Here is an 18,261-nt window from a genome sequence, read left to right on the forward strand (position 1 = left end):
TTCAGGTCTAATATTGAGGAAGTAAAGAAGGGCTAGACAGAGAGTTGCTAGAATCAGCAATTAGAGCCTGTGCAAAAAAATCAATGATAGACCTAGCTTGACGGCGACAAGTCTGCACCACAGTCAATAAATTGGCAGTGTGTTGAAACCGCTCCATCGAACGGGAACTACCACTCACCTTACGTTTTGTCACAGCCAAACGCAGCGATCGTTCGGCTTGATTATTATCAGGGGAACTTCAGGATTGTCCTTTGAATCATAATATGAGAAAAATTTTGGCGTTGCAGAATAGAAATATGAATTAGTGCGATCGCTATGGAATGTCCAAGGTGTGCATCAACCCACATTCGCAAAAATGGAAAACAAAGAGGTAAACAAAATTACATCTGTGTGAAATGTGGTCGTCAGTTTATTGATGATTATGAACCGAAAGGTTACTCACAACAAATCAAGCGCGAATGTTTAGAAATGTATGTCAACGGTTCTGGCTTTCGCGCAATAGAACGGGTAAAAAAAGTGCAGACGCTCGCGGACTCGCTAACGCTTCGCTATCATACAACTGTTATAAATTGGGTAAAAGAGCTTGGAAATACTTTGCCTGATACACCAGAAAAGGATGAAATACCAGAAATCACCCAAATTGATGAGTTGGAGACGTTTATTGGTAAAAAAAACAAAATTTGGTTGTGGACAGCAGTAAATAAGCATATTCCCGGAGTTATAGCTTGGGTTTTAGGAGATCGCAGTTCCAACACTTTTAAGCTTTTGTGGCAGGCTATAAGATGTTGGCACTCTTATTTTTATGTCACAGATGGCTACCCCGTTTATCCTTGTTTTATTAGTGACGAAGACCATATTGTTAGTAAAACATATATGACACGAGTTGAAGGAGAAAACAGTAGTTTTAGACATTACTTGGCTCGGCTACATCGGAAAACTTTTTGTTATTCTAAGTCAGAAGAAATGCTGAGACACTCTATTCGACTGGTCATACATTATCTCAAGTATGGTTCAGTGCCACTCACGATGTGAGGTACAAGTCTTATTCCAACGATCGCCTGATTCATATTTTGATTCAGCAACGCCAAAAAATGTATCTCAGAATACGTTTTTTTGGACAACAGTCGGTTTTATAGGTATCGCTCTGTGCGCGATCGCAAAACTTTTCGGTCTACTGACAGTGGGAGCAAGAGGCTCAAAAGCAAGGGCAATATCGTTGTACGACTAGTTTTCAAGACTCTACTATAAACGAAACCTGATAAACGCAACGACGCGCACCTGCCACAATGTGTTCGGTTCGTTCGATGACAACATTCTGACCCAAGACGATTTGGAAAACTTCTAGCTCCTTACTACAAAGTCCTGTACACACTGTAGCCGCAGCACAAATAGGACAGTGGTTTTCAATTAATAAAAAAGAACCATTCGCAAGAGGTACAACCTCAGCCATATACCCTTCGTCAGTACGCATTACAGCTAAGGCTTCCAGCCGCTGTTGAAGGGGGCCATCTTTAGGTACGTACTCTTGGTACGCGGCAATTCCCTGGCGGCTTCTTATGTCCAGTAGCCGCTCAAGTCCCTCTTCACCAAATGCCTCTTTCATAGAGTTAATTAGGCTCAAAGTCAACTCCGCATAGCCATCAGGAAACAAGCGGTCAGCGGCAGAGGTTAGCTGCCACAGTTTTGCAGGACGACCCATTGCACGCGGTTCTTCTTGGTAAGTAACTAGATGCTCTTTCTGTAGTGCATACAGATGCTGACGTACTGCCATAGCCGAGACCGCCAAATGGGAGGCAAGAGCGTTGGCATCCATCGGTCCTTCTTGCTTGAGCAGTTTGATAATAGCGCGTTGACTGCGAACAGTTTGACTTGGTGGCTTAGTGGTCATAATTACAATCTAAAGAAATATCTTTACAAAGTCAACTCTATTCGCTAAACTCTACTTTATAAAGATAAAGCTTTAGAAAGTGAGGTGAGTGAAGTCAGAACTCTTAGTAATCTTTCTGCCCTGATTTGTGAGTAACAGGGTAAGAGATTTAAATTGAATGGCTGTTTTGTTACTCAATAGAGACGATTTAAGAGCATAGCTTTACTTGTAACGATTTTCATAATTTTGTAATTGAAAGAGGACAAATCTGATGGTGTACGAACTTCCCCTTTTACCTTTTGACTACGATGCTCTAGAACCTTATATGTCAAAGAGTACGCTTCAGTTTCATCATGGCAAGCACCATGCTAGTTATGTTATTAACCTTAACAATTTCATCCAGGGTACAGAACTAGCTAGCAAGCCACTAGAAGATTTAATTAGAGTAACTTATAACGATCTGGCTAAAGTTGGCATATTTAACAATGCAGCGCAAGTATGGAACCATACATTTTTCTGGAACTGCATGAAGCCGAGTGGAGGAGGTAAGCCAACTGGCAACCTTAATCAAAAAATTAATGCAACTTTTGGTAGCTTTGAGCAGTTTAAACAAGAATTCCAAAATGCTGGTGCTACTCAGTTTGGTAGTGGTTATGCTTGGCTAGTCTTAGACAATAGCGAACTAAAGATAGTAAAGACTGCAAATGCAGCTAATCCCTTAGTAGACAATCAAATTCCCTTATTAACTTGTGATGTGTGGGAACACGCCTATTATCTAGATTACCAGAATCGACGACCAGACTTTATTCACACCTTTCTTGACAAATTAGTAAACTGGGATTTTGTTGCACAGCAATTATCAAAGGTTTCATCTGTTACTGAGTAAACATTACATGAACTGAGTTCCATGTTCAGAATGTGTTTGAGGTCAACTACCTCAAGTCAATTACAGTTTGATGTTTCTTCTAAAGATAGTAGGTAGCTAGAAAGCTTTTCAAATATCTAGCTCTAATACAAATACTAAATGTTCATTAATCGCTGATTTAAAACAGGGTTTTGTATTAGTTGCAGATACATTATTCGCAACTAAGAGGTTGTGCTAATGCACCATCTAATTTTTGCTGCATTAATTTTGCCTCTTACTGTTGGCATTGTATTTAGTGAGAGCGCTCAGATAGCCGTATTTATTACCCAGTTTAATACAATCCAGTAATTCAAACAGCTAACTAGCACCTGGCAATCTCGTTTTTTCAGCGCATCAGCGTTACTTCATCCCAGGAGATCGGATTTTGTGTCTTCAGCAACTTACAAATTAAACTACTGCTCCACAACTGGTAGGATGTTGCTTCAAGCTGCTTCAATAACTGGTAGTACGAGCCTTTTGTGTTTTCTTGTCCAAAGCACTGTAGCTGAAACATCAATTGCGGCTAGTGGTGCTAAAAAGTTAGGTGTCGTCAAAACTATTGAAAGATCGCATCCTCCTAACCTACTAGCTCAAGCAACAGAGAATCGAGTTACTTCCGTATCGCAATTATCCGATGTTCAACCTTCACATTGGGCATATCAAGCTTTGCAATCATTGGTTGAACGCTACGGTGTAGTAGCAGGCTACTTGGATAGTAATTATAAAGGCGATGTCTTACGACAAGCCGCTAGCCTGCGGCAACGCCAAAGGCGAACGCGTCAACGCGCTATGACTCGTTATGAGTTTGCGGCGGGTCTAAATGCGGCACTTGAGCAAGTTAATGAGTTAATTGCTGCGGGAGTCGCAGATAGAGTTTCGCGTGAAGATTTGGTTGTATTGCAACGATTGCAGGCCGAGTTTGCCGAGGAACTAGCTGTTTTACAAGGTCGGATCGATACGCTAGAAGCCCGTAACGCCGAACTAGAAGCCAATCAATTTTCGACTACTACCAAGCTTACAGGACAAGCACTGTTTGCGGTGAATGCAGGTGGCTTTAGTGGCGATCGCATTATCAGCCCTACAGGTGCGAAAATTGCTAATGATAACCCCAATGCAACAGTACTTTACCGTGCCTCCCTTGACTTTAACACCAGTTTCTTCGGCAATGACTTACTAAAAATTCGCATAGATACAGGCAGCAACGGAATTAACGATAATGCTGCTGGAGTGCTAGAACCTAGTTTTGGTAGCGTCCTAGACTACTCAGCTAAACCGCCTACTAATGGTGAATTTGCTCTTAGTCGGTTGTACTACAGTTTTCAACCTGTTCGCAATCTCTCCATAGCTGTAGGACCTGATATAAAAACCACAGACTTTGTGGATCTCAACAGCTATGCTAATTTGAGCTTTCGAGACTTTAGCACTTCAGCTTTAGTCAATAACTTTATTCTTTTACCCGTCAACGGCCCTAGTGCGGGTGCAGTAATTAACTGGAATCCTGGCGGGGGAGCATTCAAGGTGCGGGCTTTGTATGCAGCCTCCGATCCAGCTAATCCAGGACTTCGCTCTAATGGTGTGGGTTTATCATTCTTCACTGGTACGCTTTACCCTAAAGTCGGTGGTGCGGGTGGCTTATTCGGCGACACCTACCAAAATACCGTTGAACTAGAATACTCTCCTTCTCAAGCCTTTGCTCTGCGCCTGCAATATAGTGGTGGACAAATATTTGATAACCGTTTTGACGTAGTTGGCGCAAATGCTGAATTAGCAATCTCACAACAAATTGCAGTTTTTGGCAGGTACGGCTACGGCAGTTATGCTGACACAGCTTTTGGCGATCTTAACCCCAGCTATTGGATGGCAGGAGTGGGCTGGCGCAATTTATTTGTAGAGGGCGCTTTTGCAGGACTTGCCGCAGGACAACCATTTATTGCTAGTGAAATCGGCAATGCAACCCAGACTAATTTTGAAGCTTTTTACAACTTTCCAGTTAACGAGAATATCAGGGTTACTCCAGTAGTGCAAGTAGTAACTAATCCTAGCAATCAAGGCAGTAACGGCACGATTGTCACGGGTACATTGCGAACGGTCTTTTCTTTTTAATATCTCATCTTCAAGAGGAATCAACTCATGACTCATATTCTCCACATCGACTCTAGCTCCCGCACCGAGCGTTCTATTTCTCGCCAACTTACAAAAGAATTTATTCACGTCTGGAAGCAAATTCATCCTCATGACACTATTACTTACCGCGATTTGAGGCATTCTCCAGTGCCATTTATTGATGAATCATGGATTGCAGCAGCGTTTAGCCCTCCTGAACAAGCTACTCCAGAACTAACAGCAGCACTGAGTATTTCTGATGAATTAATCGACGAACTGCTAGCGGCGGATCTCTACGTCTTTGGCATTCCTATGTATAACTACAGCATTCCCGCTAACTTTAAGGCATATATCGACCAGATTGTGCGAGTGAGACGCACATTTATGGTAGTTGCAGATGGCTATGAGGGTTTGGTGAAAGATAAGAAGATGCTGGTAATTACAACACGTGGCGGTAGTTATGCAGCTAGTTCGCTCGATTTTCAAGCCCCCTTTTTACAAGCAGTTTTTGAGTTAATTGGTATTACAGATATAACTTTTATTCACGCTGAAAATCTATCAATGGGTGCGGAAGCTCGCCAAGAGTCCTTAGCCACAGCGCGTCAAGCTATTCAGCAATTTATAGAGACTTGGCAGATGACAACTACTTTGTCGACTTGGTAAAAATTGGCTTTGCAAGTGGGTGAGCTGAAATCGTCAAAATTCTCTTGTTGATTTACTAATTTAATTAAGTAAATAACTATGAAACGACCTGCATTAATTGTCGCAACAGCAATTTTTCTGATTACTCATGCTGGGAACTTACAAGTCCCTTTGTACAACACCTACGCACAAATTGCCGGGTTTGGTAGTGGCATATCAGCAGTTGCTTTTTCTACTTATGTCGCCGGACTGTTACCGACTTTGATTTTGCTTGGTGGCATTTCCGATCGCATAGGACGTAAAACTACAATTCTCGCTAGTTTATTATCAGCCTCGTTAGCAACATTGTTAATGATTGTCTACCCAACCATTTACACATTGTTTGTCACTCGTATTTTTCAAGGAATTGCCGTTGGTTTGATTACGGGAACTGGCACGGCGTATCTATCTGTTTTGATGCCGCGTTCTTCGGCGATAGTTGCCACCTATGTTAGTTTGACTACATCTTTAGGGTTTTCTAGCGGTGCTTTGTTTACAAATGCCGCTTTGTTCTATAACAATTCTCTAGTTCCTTTGAGTTATTGGGTTATCTTTATCCTAACTTTGGGATGTATTGGTTTTGCGATCGCATTTTTGCCAGAACAGCCTGTTTCCAAAAGTCAGCTAATTCGCTTGCCTATTTTTCCTGATGGCACTATTCCCGCCGGACTAGCTATTGCTTTGGCGTGGTCTTTAGCGGGAATTGTGAGCATAATTTTACCAGCACAGCTAGTACAGTATAATTTGCCGAACTGGTCGGGTCCGATATTATTTATTTTCGTGATTGCAGGTGTTTTATTTCAACCACTCGCTCGTAAACTTAAAGGAACGCGATCGCTGCAATTAGGCTGTATTCTGCTGGTTCTCGGCTACATTGTTTTCACCTTTGGGGCTTGGCTAGGTATTTTGGGTCTAGTATTAACAGGTGTAGCTCTAGCTGGTACGGCTTGTTATGGATTTACTTATTTAGGTGGGTTAGCTGAAGTTGTGAGGTTAAGCGATTCACAATCGGCTAGGGCAGTTTCTGGATATTTCGTCTGTGCTTATTTAGGATATGGCTTACCCGTTATTTTCATTGGCTTTTTTGCCGACCGAATAGGTATTTTGAACGCTCTTTTAGGTTTTGGAGCAATACTTTTTGTCAGTAATATTTTGCTCGCAGGTATGTATCAAAGAGCTAACAAGAAAAGTGCTTGATCGAGATATAGCAGTCCTAAATCATTTATGAGAAAACACCATACTCATGAAGTTTGGGAAAGTCAAAAATGCCAAGAGTGTTTTACCACTAACGCTTTTCGTTAACTTAGTGCCATTCGTATCTGACACTCCTCTAGAAATAGAGTTTCTAACACCTCTAAAAAAATGTCCAAAAGGTCAATACATTAGCTTTCACTTGGCAGCTAAAATTTCTGTTAAATGCATACTTAACTGCTATGAACATTTACCAGAAAAATCCTAGTGTAGTAAAATTCACTAGAGAAGACGACTCTCTAGATTAGCTAAGTAAGCCTTGGGGTCTCGGCGAAATCGATACTGTTCAATTCTGGCTTTGTGGTGTTTTTGCAATTGAGAGCGTAATTCGAGCCAAGTAACGATATCAACTTGTGCTAAATCAGATGCGGTAAAAGAATGAAGTTTAGTAGCGATGGCACAGGCTCTTTTTGACAGAGCCACGAATAACGAGGGATGAGGGGGCAACCTTACGACCAGTACAACGACGCTGATGATGACGTAGCATACCAAAAGCATGTTCTAAGTCATTATTAGTTCTGGGAAAATCTTCAATTTCATAACAATGAAAAAGTCCAGACCAGTAGCTGTGGGTAGTTTTTATGAAGTTATCGATTGCAGTGTTCAGGGTCCCCACTTTCTGCTTTTTTTGGAACATTTCTGTCAACAGTTGCTGATAACTTTGTTTGACCCCAGCAGCATCAAGACCTATTTTATTATTGAGAATATTACTAGCTTTATCAACCCACTGATATGCAACCCTAACAGGTGAAAATAAAGATGCAGTCGCAAATAATCCCTTAGTTAGAAGGTGCTTTAGGTTGACTAAAGGTGGTGGTAAAGCACTTTTTTTTCCCATCCGTTCTAAGCTTTGTTCTATCAAAGTCAAATTTTCTTGTAACTTTAATCCAGATGCCTCTAACGGTGGATGACCATCATTAGTTATAGAACTACGTACTGCCGAGCAATAATCTTCAATAATAGTTGCCAAATCCTTATCTTCATTGTTAACACTACGTTCAATGTCTCGTAATCCTCTAACTTTTTTCTTTAATTCCTTTTTTGCATGTCTATCCGCCTCATATATGGGTTTAATTGCTTCTTTCAGGTAATGGTAATGACATAAACCATGAGCAATACTAGGTAATGCTAACCCAACAGCTTTGCGAATTGATTGTTGCCCATCACTAACAACTCCATCAATTGGTACATCCAGGATATTAATTACTTCTAATAATAACGCCGCTAAATCTTCATTCTTTGATGATAATAAGGTTTTAGCAAGTAAAATTTCTCCAGATAAGCAATCTCGAATTACCCATAATACCTCATGCCCAATTTCTGGCTGCAACAATGACTCGCTAATATTACCCGTCCTTGATTAGCCAATATTGCTTTTAACCTTTTATGGTCTTTTAGCCATAAAGAAAGTAACTCGTCATATCTGTCAATTAGGTGCGTGACTGTTCGTTGACTTATACATATACCCTTTAATTCCAGGTGAGTGTGTATTTGGGGAACACTTCTATGTTCCTGGTAGCGTAATGCTCCTATATAAGCAATCACATCCAAACCAAATTCGTTTTGTGGTAGAGCTAAGGAACCTTCTTGCTCTGGTCGATATGCTTTTTTGTACCGCAGACATGACTTATTTTGACATCAACGAATTTTTAGCTGTAGTTTTGGCGTTGCTGAATCAAAATATGAATCAGGCGATCGTTGGAATAAGACTTGTACCTCACATCGTGAGTGGCACTGAACCATACTTGAGATAATGTATGACCAGTCGAATAGAGTGTCTCAGCATTTCTTCTGACTTAGAATAACAAAAAGTTTTCCGATGTAGCCGAGCCAAGTAATGTCTAAAACTACTGTTTTCTCCTTCAACTCGTGTCATATATGTTTTACTAACAATATGGTCTTCGTCACTAATAAAACAAGGATAAACGGGGTAGCCATCTGTGACATAAAAATAAGAGTGCCAACAGCTTATAGCCTGCCACAAAAGCTTAAAAGTGTTGGAACTGCGATCTCCTAAAACCCAAGCTATAACTCCGGGAATATGCTTATTTACTGCTGTCCACAACCAAATTTTGTTTTTTTTACCAATAAACGTCTCCAACTCATCAATTTGGGTGATTTCTGGTATTTCATCCTTTTCTGGTGTATCAGGCAAAGTATTTCCAAGCTCTTTTACCCAATTTATAACAGTCGTATGATAGCGAAGCGTTAGCGAGTCCGCGAGCGTCTGCACTTTTTTTACCCGTTCTATTGCGCGAAAGCCAGAACCGTTGACATACATTTCTAAACATTCGCGCTTGATTTGTTGTGAGTAACCTTTCGGTTCATAATCATCAATAAACTGACGACCACATTTCACACAGATGTAATTTTGTTTACCTCTTTGTTTTCCATTTTTGCGAATGTGGGTTGATGCACACCTTGGACATTCCATAGCGATCGCACTAATTCATATTTCTATTCTGCAACGCCAGAATTTGAGGGGGTGAGAGGTGGAAGACATAGGCAACCACCTCTCACCCCCTCATAATGATTATCATTATTTTTTAGATGTAAACTTATGATTTTTGCTGAGTAATTTATTTCTTGGAAGTCCCCAGTGTCCGGAATTAAAACCTGGAATGCTTATTTTTGCGTTGCCCTACATTCACCATACTTTACAAGCGATCGCATTCAATTCTTTCAAACAAGCTTCTATCATAGGTTCTGTTCTGCGGCAACTTTATCCTTTAATTCCAGACATCTTTTCCTTTAAGTGACACTTGACCCTGTTTATCAACCGTCGAATTCACGTTAAGTTTTAATTAAAATCGTAGCTCCCCACATATTTGTTCCTGTTCCTAATAGAAGAACCAAATCTTGCGAGTTTAAAAAATTATTATTGAGGAAATCACATAAATTTATTAAATTATCAGATGCTAATGCATGAGCAAATCTTGCTATGTTTTCAGTGTATACTTGCTCAAATTCAAAGCCTCCTAAGTCACTAATAGTTTTAGATAATAGTAAATTATAGTTGTTAGTAATTAATTGCTGAAAATCTTTTGGTTGTTTTTCAGTAAATTTCATTGATTTCCACAAAGTTTGCTTGATCCCCTCTGCAACAGCATACATATACTCCTCACTTTTCTCTTCTATATCTAGTTCACTCATCGCAGCATTAGTGTGTTGAGTTATATTCATTATCTCAAAATCTCCTTTTTCCGCACTAACAATGCAACTTGCTGCTGCGTCACTTGCTATAGAAATATTTGGTGGAATTATTCTTGTTCCACCTTCCTGAATTTGATCTGTAGTAACGACTAAAATATTTCTACATTCCCCAGTTTGGATCAAGCTAGCCGCAGTACGTATAGCAGTGTGTATATTTCCACATTCAGAAAGAAAAACACCAATTGGGTATGCATTCTCCAAGCCTAGTTCATAACTTAAACGACTGACTTCCTTACCATCATAGAATCTAGAATCCCAAAAACTGCTAGTGGCATAGACTAATGCATCAATTTCTTTTCTATTTATCCTTCCTTTTTCTAAAGTATACTGTGCCGTTTTTTTAGCCATAATTGGTGGAGTTAATTGACTTTTAGTATATTTTTTTAGTCCAAATTTTAATAGGGTTTCTAAAATCTCTTTATCTTTTTTTATTTCATCTAAATCTCCAATATCATAAACATTACCTAACTCATATGCTGATGCTATTAGATAAACTTTTTTATTACTTAACATATACTTATTCACTCTGATTTTAACTTTTTAATTATCGGAAACATTAAAAATAACCAGATGCTTGTTGTAATAGCAAGCATTCAGAGTTATAAAGTTAGAAAGGTTGGCTAGTTAGGGCAAAACTTAACCATGTCCAACCCATTACTAGGGATGATGAAAACTTTTAGCAGGTGTTCATTCGCACAAATTTTGAAGTCTTAATTCTTTGTTGGAAAAATCAATCCCGATACCCCTAATTGGCACTTTATAGGAGTCTCGGTATTTTCAGAAGTCAGTATCTTTTGATTTAAATACAGATTTAACTTGGGTTAATTTTTGCTTGATAGATTGCAGAAGTTTCTCCGGAGTGGGGCAATCAAAAAGCGCATCCGGGCCTAGTTCTACACCAAATATCTCTCCAATGCGAGAAGTCACCATAATGGCTTGCAATGAATCTCCATTGAGATCGAAAAAGTCATCACTGATTTTGATTTGTTGAATACGTAAGACCTCCCGAAAAATGTTTACTAGCACTGTCATGTCTTCTGCCAATGGAGAAGTTAATCCTTGACGATGATCGCCAAAAGAATTATTGATTGTAGTAGAGTGCAGTTGAGATTTTCCTGTTGAGTAGTTTCCATTATCTAAGGAATGAGAAGTTATAAACTCTCGTAATAACGGCAAGGCATTTTCCTTGAAGCGTAATACCCTCATAGTTTTGTTTTCAGCCTGGACACTGGCAAAATCTTGAGTAGAAACCAATACTTGGGATGACGATTGTTTCAGTATCCGACGGAAGGCTTTGGCTCCCTCTAGGGAAGTCATCCCCTGCTGTAATTCCGGATGTAGATCGGGGGATGCAACTGGACTAATAGCTTTATTGGTGGAGCGTTCAGGACTGCTCTTGAGCATAAAGCCTTCTATCAAGGCACATTCGTAACCAGCTTCATCTAGTAAAAGAATATCGAAAGAAATGGTTTCTTTACCTGAGCGGCCGTCATCGAGATAGCGTGCATAAGCTACTATCTTTGATGGTAGTGACCCGTAAAGCCGCAACTTTTGATAACTAAAGGGAAAGTAGAAATCTTTGGCAGCGATCGCAAAACTGGTGGCGACATCAAGCAAGGCGGGGTGCAACTTATAATGGTATAAATCATCGCTATAATCTTCTAGTAAAGTCAACTCAGCCATAGCCTGATTTTGACCGAAATATCTATCTGCGATCGCCTGATACCAACGTGGCCCAACACTAACAGGGCCGTAATGCTTCATGTTATCTCTGGCACTTGTCAGCCCTGTATCAGCTGCTCTTTTCTCCTGACAAGCACGCCTTAAGGCTTGAATATCGTAGAGTTTTGGTTGATACTCTTTGAGTAGGGCAATTTCGCCTCGTGCATTTTCATACCAGTAGGACGCATCATCTTGGCTAAGAATAGTAAAGTTGCAGTAATCTCCTCTGTCTTCTAGAACAACACGCACTTCACGCTCTTGGGATTCATCCACCTCTAACGTATTTAGGAACAAGACATCGCGCAGTTCTATCGCCTGACTTGGGTGCCAATGTTGATAAGCTGCCCTAGCCAATTCTAGGAAGGCTGTACCTGGGACTAGCGGACGCTCGTCAAGCCGATGCTCGTTCACAATCCAATGTCGTTGTACTGACAAGCGGGTGTGATAAACTCTTCTACCTGGAATAGTTTCTACACAATGATCAAATAGAGGATGAGACACCCAATGTAGTTGCGGTGCAGCAGAAGACTTGTCCATAAGCAGACGCATTGCCGCGCCAGCATCACTCCAATTGCCCCAATTGATAGAACAGACAAAAGACTCGGACTCAGCATTCATCTTGTGAGCAAAAGCATCTTGGAAAGCATTGGCAGCACAATAATCTGCCTGGGCGTGGAGTCCAAGAGTGGAAGCTAGAGAAGAACTAATAGCAAAAAAGCGCCTCTGGGGATTGTCAGTTAATTCAAACAGTAATTGCGTACCTTGGATCTTTGGACGCAGCACCTCCATCGCTTTCTGAGAAGTTTCTAACTGCATTAATCCGTCATCGAGTACCATAGCGGATTGGATGACACCATTAATTGCACCAAAACGTTGCTCAACATCGCCAATTGTTGCCGATAGTGCATGGCGATCGCAAATATCACAGTGATAAATTTCCACCTCTCCACCCCGGAGTTCAATTTCCTGAATCCGGCGAATTCGATGTTGTGTTAACTCTTGTGGATTGGCTTCACTATGCCAACTAGGTGAGACTGCAACTCGCTCACTGCTGGCTTGAGCAATAATTAAAGCTGTATCTGTAGTACTTTGCATCTCAGCATTAGCCGGTAAGCTCTCAATCGTTGTGAAACCCTGTTCTTTCAACAGCTTTTCCCATTTGTGCTGACTTAAAAGGGGCGACCGGTTGCGTAAATGAGTGTCCTCAAACTGCCACCAGCCCTTAGATAATCCCCAGATCATATCAATCCAAGGGGGCATCTTCGTGGCTTCAATCAGTGCCAGAATTCCGTTAGGAGCTAAAAGCGATCGCAGGTTAAATATTGTGTTTTCAATATTTGGTGTTGCGTGAACAACGTTGAGTGCCAAAATAACATCAAAGCTGCCAGGAGCATAACCTTGAGTTATCGGATCTCTGGAAATATCGAATACCCTTGTTTGGATAAAGTCAAAACCATTGTCTGCAATCCGATGCTGAAGCTGTTCCATAAAGCTGGGGCTAATATCAGTTACCCAATACTCAACCTTTTGAGAAGTTAGTTGCGATAGTTCCTCAGCAACAACTTGTGTTAATAACCCGCTACCAGCACCGACTTCCAAAATCCGTAGAGGGCGTTTCTCCTGCTGCTGTGCCAAGATCCGCACTAATTCGGCTAATACCCGGCGATAGATCGGCTCCTGAGTATACTCTAAAGTGTTTTTTGTAGCTTGTTCCAGAAAATCGGAGCGACCGTCTGGGTACAACACACTAATTGCCGGAATTTTACCTGAAAGCGCCTCATGGTAATTTGTAGCAGCGCGTTCTAAAACATCAATTATTCCAGTGAATGCCGGGTAGTTAGCACGTAATGAAGCATTCAAACGAGAAGAATCTTGTAGTTGGTTAAAATTTGGGCCAAAATGAAGTCGCCCATTTTGTTTGATTAGTACTTCTTGCTCTTGCAGTAAGTCGATCATAAAATCGACGAATCGCACCATTGAGGGCAATACCTCAAGACATTCTAAAAGTTTCTCGGTATCTATACCTGTTACCGTCTTTGATTTTCTCAGCGCTCCCTTGAGGTAATCAAGGGCATAGCAACAACACAATTCTCGTAGCCCTGATTCTAAACCGGAGTAATCAGCCAGAGATGCGATCGCCAGTTTTTCTGACCACACTGACTCAGCATCATATAAATTTTCTAGATAAGTGCGAAAATCACATATATGCGATTGAGTCAAGAGGTTATGCCAAGATTCTCGTGGTGGAAATGGCGATCGCGTAATCAGTGCAATTTTCGCTGCGTATTCTTCAGCCAAAAAAGTTGCTAAAGATAAACCCACGCCACCAAGTCCGCCAGCGATTACATAAACTCCATGATTTTGCAAAGGAATATTTTCGTTGCCATCATCCGGGGTTAACTGCTTGTGTTCGTACTCAAGAATCAGACGGCTTTCGCCGCGATAAGCAACTATTGGTTCCTCATTGAGTGCAGTAGACTCACAGAACAAACTATCTAACAATCGTGCTGTTTCTGTTTCGTTCTTCGGTAATTCGATATCGAGACTGCGACAAGTAATATTGGCATACTCAAGTGGAATAACGCGACAAGGCCCAAGTAGAGTAGCTTTGGCAGGACTAATGCGATCGCTTGGCTCAATTACGTGGAGGTTGGTGGAGACGATTGTTAAGTGTGTGGTGAAAGAGCGATCGCACTTACCTAACGCTTGTGCTAAAAACAATAGCATCTCGAAGCCAGTTTCGGGGGCTAGCTCATCACTTAGCGATGTCACAAACCAGAAGTTTAAGATATAGCTGGGCATTTGATGACGTTGAGCCAAATCATCCAATAGCAGTCCGTAATGTTCTGCTGTAGTGGAATTTATGGTGTATTCACGCTCCGATAAAACTTGAAAACTGGTACTGTGGCTCACAGTAAATACGTTAATTCCCAAACTTTGCAAATACTGGGCAAAATTTTGACCAACACCGCACTCATCCAAAAATAAAAGCCAGCTATTTTGAGAACCAGTTAAATTCAAAGAACTAAATGGTAAAAGTGGCAGTGTCGGCCGCCACTGCGGTACATAAAACCATTCCGCCAAATTCTTTTTCTTTTTTAATGGTGTCGGTGGTAGTTGCTTAAAAATCGGTGCTGGTTGCGTAGCAACTCTCACAGTTTGGCCTGGTTCATACCAATAACGCCGACGCTGAAAAGGATAGGTTGGTAACTCCACCCGTCTGGGAGTTGTTCCCACATGAAGCTGCTGCCAATTAATTTGACCCCCAGCCAGCCAGATGTGCAGTAGGGACTGAAAAATAGGTTTTTGCTGGTTCGGCGCAGATTCAATAGTGCTATAGACGTTAATGATTGTCTCGCTGTTCTCCTTTGCTGTTTGGGAATCGAGTATTGTCCCAGGTGCTAATTCCAGTAAAAGGTATTGAGAATCAAGAGGTAATTTAGAGACAGAAGCTTGTTGTTTGAGTTGGTCTACCCAATATTCTGGGCTGATTAATTCTGTTTTATCTATCCAATCACCCACAACAGGATCAAATACAGATATCTGGGGCGACTGCAAATCCATAGTTTGCAGTAATGTAGTTAGTTTTTCTGAGGAAGATGTATCATGTTTAGCAATTAACATGAGGGCATCTTCAATAGCCATCACCCCAGCAATAGAGGCGCAAATATATTTCCCCAGACCAAAACCAACTACCCCCCCAGGCTCAATCCCTAAAGATTGCAACAGTTGAGCCAGAGCGTATGCAACAGCCAAAAAGATCGGTTGAGTATTGGCTAAGTGTAAAGACAGTTCTGACTCAAGTGAAGAGAATATTTGATACAGATCATCTTGGTAATAGGGTTTGAGGACTTGAAAACAGCGATCGAGTGCTTGTGTAAAAATAGGTTCATCTGCATATAATTTGCGGATAACTGCTAAATTTATAGTCCCTAAACCGTGGAATATAAAAATCGGTTGGCGAACATTCTCCTTAGGCAGCAAATTTACCTGAGTAACGCCAACACCGCGCAAACCTTCAATAGCTTCGGCATGGGTTTTACAGATAATTGCCCGTCGGCATGAGTGTTGAGCGCGACCTACCTGTAATGTATAAGCTACATCATTGAGACAGATATCTGGGTGAGAAGTTAAATAATCAGCTAAATTATGTGTCAGTTGTTCTAATGCTTCGGGAGTTTTAGCCGAGAGCGGTAGCACCTGAAAAGTATCAGCCTGAGATTTACCTTTACTGCTTGGGGCTGCTTCTAAAACCAAGTGAGCATTAGTTCCACCCATACCAAAGGAACTTACACCCGCCCGTCGTGGTCGATCTTGCTTAGGCCATTCCTTCAATGTCGTATTTACATAAAAGGGACTGTGAGCAAAATCTATTTTTGGGTTGGGGGTTTGGAAATGCAGACTGGGTAACAGTAATCCATGACGCAGTGAGAGAATAGTTTTGATCGCACTAGCGACTCCAGCCGCCGCATCCAAGTGTCCAATATTAGTTTTGACTGACCCGATAGCACAAAAGTTAGTTTTTTGGGTCTTTTGCCGGAAAGCTTGAGTTAAGGCTGCGACCTCAACAGGATCGCCCAACGGAGTAGCTGTACCGTGAGCTTCGATATAACCAACAGCCTCAAAATCTCCCCCTGCCATTTCGTGGGCTAAAGAAATGACCTCAGCTTGTCCATCGACGCTGGGAGCAGTGAAACCTACTTTGTCTGAGCCATCGTTGTTAAGCGCAAAACCTCTAATAATAGCGAGGATATTGTCTTGGTCTTGCAAAGCATCATCAAGCCGTTTGAGAACTAATATCCCTACTCCGTCACCAGGAACAGTACCAGCAGCACGTCGATCGAACGTCATACAATGTCCATCTGGCGATAAAATTCCGCCCTTTTCATAGACATAGCCTGCTTTTTGCGGCACATGAATTGAGCAACCACCAGCCAAGGCCATATCACACTGATAGTTAAGCAGCGACTGACAAGCCATATTGATGGCAACCAGTGAAGTTGAACAGGCTGTGCGAACGACCACAGCCGGGCCTTTCAGACCTAATTTGTAAGCTACTCTAGAGGCGAAGAAATCAGGGTAATTGCCAAAAAAGACATGAGTTTGTCCGGCTCTCAGATTGAGATCCTCGCTATCTTGTAGAACATGATTCAGGTATGTTGTATTACCAGAACCTGCGTAAACACCTATCCAACCATCATATCGCTGCGGATCGTATCCTGAATTTTCCAGCGCCGTCCATGCAGTTTCCAAAAATAAGCGATGTTGCGGGTCCATCAACTCGGCTTCGTGAGGATTGACCCCAAAAAAATCTGCATCAAATAGGTCGATATCTGACAAAACGCCCTTTGCTGCTACGTAGTGAGAATCACTAACTGTTGTTTGATTAACTCCAACATCTAGTAATTCCTCGGTTGTCAAATGACGTATTGATTCCACTCCATTGCACAGATTTTTCCAGAATGAATCAAGGTCGTCTGCACCCGGAAATTTTCCAGCCATGCCAATTACAGCAATAGCTAAGTTATCCAAATTTTGCTGTTCAGTCATGGGGTCATCTCCTTTTTCTGGGAAAAGTAACTGTGCGATAAGCATTCTGCTGTTGTTGTGACCGAGTTTTCTCAGGTGTAGACCGGGTGATTTTGCCTTCTCTGGTTTTGAGATGATCTGCCAATTTACGAATTGTCGGATATTGGAACATCTCTACAACACTTAGTTCCATCTCTAAGGTTTTTTGGAGAATGCTACAGACTCGTACCATTGTTAAGGAGTTACCACCCAAATCAAAGAAGTTATCCTCTCTGCTGACGTTTTCGATTTGCAGGATGTCCTGCCACACTTGAGCAATCTTCTGTTCAATGCCATGTTCCGGCAGACTCCTTTGTTTCTGGTTATTTAAAGTCAAATCATGTGTTTGTGGTAGCGCCACTCGATCAACTTTGCCCGATGGTTTGAGGGGAAGGTGGCTCAGAATCAAGATGTAAGAGGGAATCATATAGTCGGGCAAATGGGCGTGCAGATATTCCCTTAACTGCGGCCCTAATAAGGAACTGAGTTCGCCTTGTAGCGGCAGGTTGGCCATGCGCGTCAAATCTGGCAAGGAATTGGGGTTAACCCTCTTTTGTCACTTTCCGGAATAAGCAAGTAGTTCAGGAAAGAAATTATCCAGAAGCATAACAGGGTTTAAATTGATTCATTGCGGCAATTAAATGATTGAATCCCAGTAACAAATCTGAATTAGGGAAAATACTTAACCAGGGATAAATTAACCAAAATAGTAAAAGTGGTTGGATAATAAGACGCAGATTATTTAAAGTATTCTTCCATCCAGATTCATGATTCCATTGTGGATGATTAGAAAAATCAACATCACTATTTTCTTGTGTTTCAATCTCAATTTGACGAGAGTGGTTGAAGCCTAACAAGACTGGAGAATTTACACTAATCATTGTATAAACACTAAAAATCAGTAAACCAAAAAGTTTTGCCAAAAGGGCGAACCACTATGGATACAGCAGAT

14 protein-coding genes and 2 pseudogenes are annotated in these 18,261 nt (G+C 41.4%); 7 read left to right on the top strand and 9 right to left on the bottom strand.

What is annotated here, in order from left to right; translation table 11 throughout:
* Positions 1-7 precede the first annotated feature (7 nt).
* Positions 8-232, bottom strand: a pseudogene (locus ACM0OY_RS19145) (IS66 family transposase); the annotation flags it as partial.
* Between the two features lie 83 nt (positions 233-315).
* Between ACM0OY_RS19145 and ACM0OY_RS19150 the strand changes: the two are divergent.
* Positions 316-1,032, top strand: a complete 717-nt coding sequence (locus ACM0OY_RS19150; protein WP_414570436.1) for an IS1 family transposase — start codon at positions 316-318, stop codon at positions 1,030-1,032.
* The gene (locus ACM0OY_RS19155) at positions 1,007-1,228 is read left to right on the top strand and encodes a hypothetical protein (protein WP_414570437.1); all 222 of its coding nucleotides are present in this window, start codon (positions 1,007-1,009) and stop codon (positions 1,226-1,228) included. The genes ACM0OY_RS19150 and ACM0OY_RS19155 overlap by 26 nt, the downstream gene beginning before the upstream one ends.
* 3 nt (positions 1,229-1,231) lie before the next feature.
* On the opposite strand, the gene ACM0OY_RS19160 is transcribed toward ACM0OY_RS19155, so the two are convergent.
* Positions 1,232-1,888 (bottom strand): helix-turn-helix transcriptional regulator, encoded by a 657-nt coding sequence (locus ACM0OY_RS19160; protein WP_414570438.1) that lies wholly within the window; start codon positions 1,886-1,888, stop codon positions 1,232-1,234.
* Between the two features lie 250 nt (positions 1,889-2,138).
* Here ACM0OY_RS19160 and ACM0OY_RS19165 point away from each other — a divergent pair, with 250 nt between their 5' ends.
* From ACM0OY_RS19165 to ACM0OY_RS19180, 4 genes are all read left to right on the top strand, one after another.
* On the top strand, positions 2,139-2,753 hold the full coding sequence (locus ACM0OY_RS19165) for a superoxide dismutase (protein ID WP_414570439.1): 615 nt from the start codon (positions 2,139-2,141) through the stop codon (positions 2,751-2,753).
* Between the two features lie 405 nt (positions 2,754-3,158).
* Complete coding sequence (locus ACM0OY_RS19170; protein ID WP_414570440.1) at positions 3,159-4,874, top strand: iron uptake porin; 1,716 nt, start codon at positions 3,159-3,161, stop codon at positions 4,872-4,874.
* A 27-nt stretch (positions 4,875-4,901) separates the two neighbouring features.
* Entirely contained in the window at positions 4,902-5,537 is a 636-nt protein-coding gene (locus tag ACM0OY_RS19175; RefSeq protein ID WP_414570441.1) for an FMN-dependent NADH-azoreductase, read from the top strand.
* Positions 5,538-5,615: 78 nt separating this feature from the next.
* The gene (locus ACM0OY_RS19180) at positions 5,616-6,752 is read left to right on the top strand and encodes an MFS transporter (RefSeq protein WP_414570442.1); all 1,137 of its coding nucleotides are present in this window, start codon (positions 5,616-5,618) and stop codon (positions 6,750-6,752) included.
* Between the two features lie 276 nt (positions 6,753-7,028).
* On the opposite strand, the gene ACM0OY_RS19185 is transcribed toward ACM0OY_RS19180, so the two are convergent.
* The 3 genes from ACM0OY_RS19185 to ACM0OY_RS19195 form a co-directional block, all read right to left on the bottom strand.
* Complete coding sequence (locus tag ACM0OY_RS19185; RefSeq protein ID WP_414570443.1) at positions 7,029-7,229, bottom strand: hypothetical protein; 201 nt, start codon at positions 7,227-7,229, stop codon at positions 7,029-7,031.
* Positions 7,192-8,136, bottom strand: a complete 945-nt coding sequence (locus ACM0OY_RS19190; RefSeq protein ID WP_414570444.1) for a hypothetical protein — start codon at positions 8,134-8,136, stop codon at positions 7,192-7,194. Before ACM0OY_RS19190 ends, ACM0OY_RS19185 begins: the two co-directional genes overlap by 38 nt.
* Positions 8,137-8,523: 387 nt before the next feature.
* A complete protein-coding gene (locus ACM0OY_RS19195) occupies positions 8,524-9,240 on the bottom strand; it encodes an IS1 family transposase (protein WP_414570445.1) in 717 nt (238 codons plus the stop codon).
* Positions 9,241-9,427: 187 nt separating this feature from the next.
* On the opposite strand from ACM0OY_RS19195, the gene ACM0OY_RS19200 reads away from it, so the two are divergent.
* Positions 9,428-9,565 (top strand): hypothetical protein, encoded by a 138-nt coding sequence (locus tag ACM0OY_RS19200; protein ID WP_414570446.1) that lies wholly within the window; start codon positions 9,428-9,430, stop codon positions 9,563-9,565.
* A 34-nt stretch (positions 9,566-9,599) separates the two neighbouring features.
* Here ACM0OY_RS19200 and ACM0OY_RS19205 read toward each other — a convergent pair whose 3' ends face one another.
* The 4 genes and pseudogenes from ACM0OY_RS19205 to ACM0OY_RS19220 all read right to left on the bottom strand — a co-directional run.
* A complete protein-coding gene (locus ACM0OY_RS19205) occupies positions 9,600-10,532 on the bottom strand; it encodes a hypothetical protein (RefSeq protein WP_414570447.1) in 933 nt (310 codons plus the stop codon).
* Positions 10,533-10,796: 264 nt separating this feature from the next.
* The gene (locus ACM0OY_RS19210) at positions 10,797-17,291 is read right to left on the bottom strand and encodes a beta-ketoacyl synthase N-terminal-like domain-containing protein (protein ID WP_414570448.1); all 6,495 of its coding nucleotides are present in this window, start codon (positions 17,289-17,291) and stop codon (positions 10,797-10,799) included.
* A gap of 4 nt (positions 17,292-17,295) precedes the next feature.
* The gene (locus ACM0OY_RS19215; RefSeq protein ID WP_414570449.1) at positions 17,296-17,841 is read right to left on the bottom strand and encodes a phosphopantetheine-binding protein; all 546 of its coding nucleotides are present in this window, start codon (positions 17,839-17,841) and stop codon (positions 17,296-17,298) included.
* A 61-nt stretch (positions 17,842-17,902) separates the two neighbouring features.
* Positions 17,903-18,211: pseudogene (locus tag ACM0OY_RS19220) on the bottom strand (IS701 family transposase); the annotation flags it as partial.
* Between the last annotated feature and the right edge of the window lie 50 nt (positions 18,212-18,261).

The sequence above is a fragment of the Nostoc sp. CCY 9925 genome, from assembly GCF_963920935.1.
GTDB lineage: Bacteria > Cyanobacteriota > Cyanobacteriia > Cyanobacteriales > Nostocaceae > Nostoc.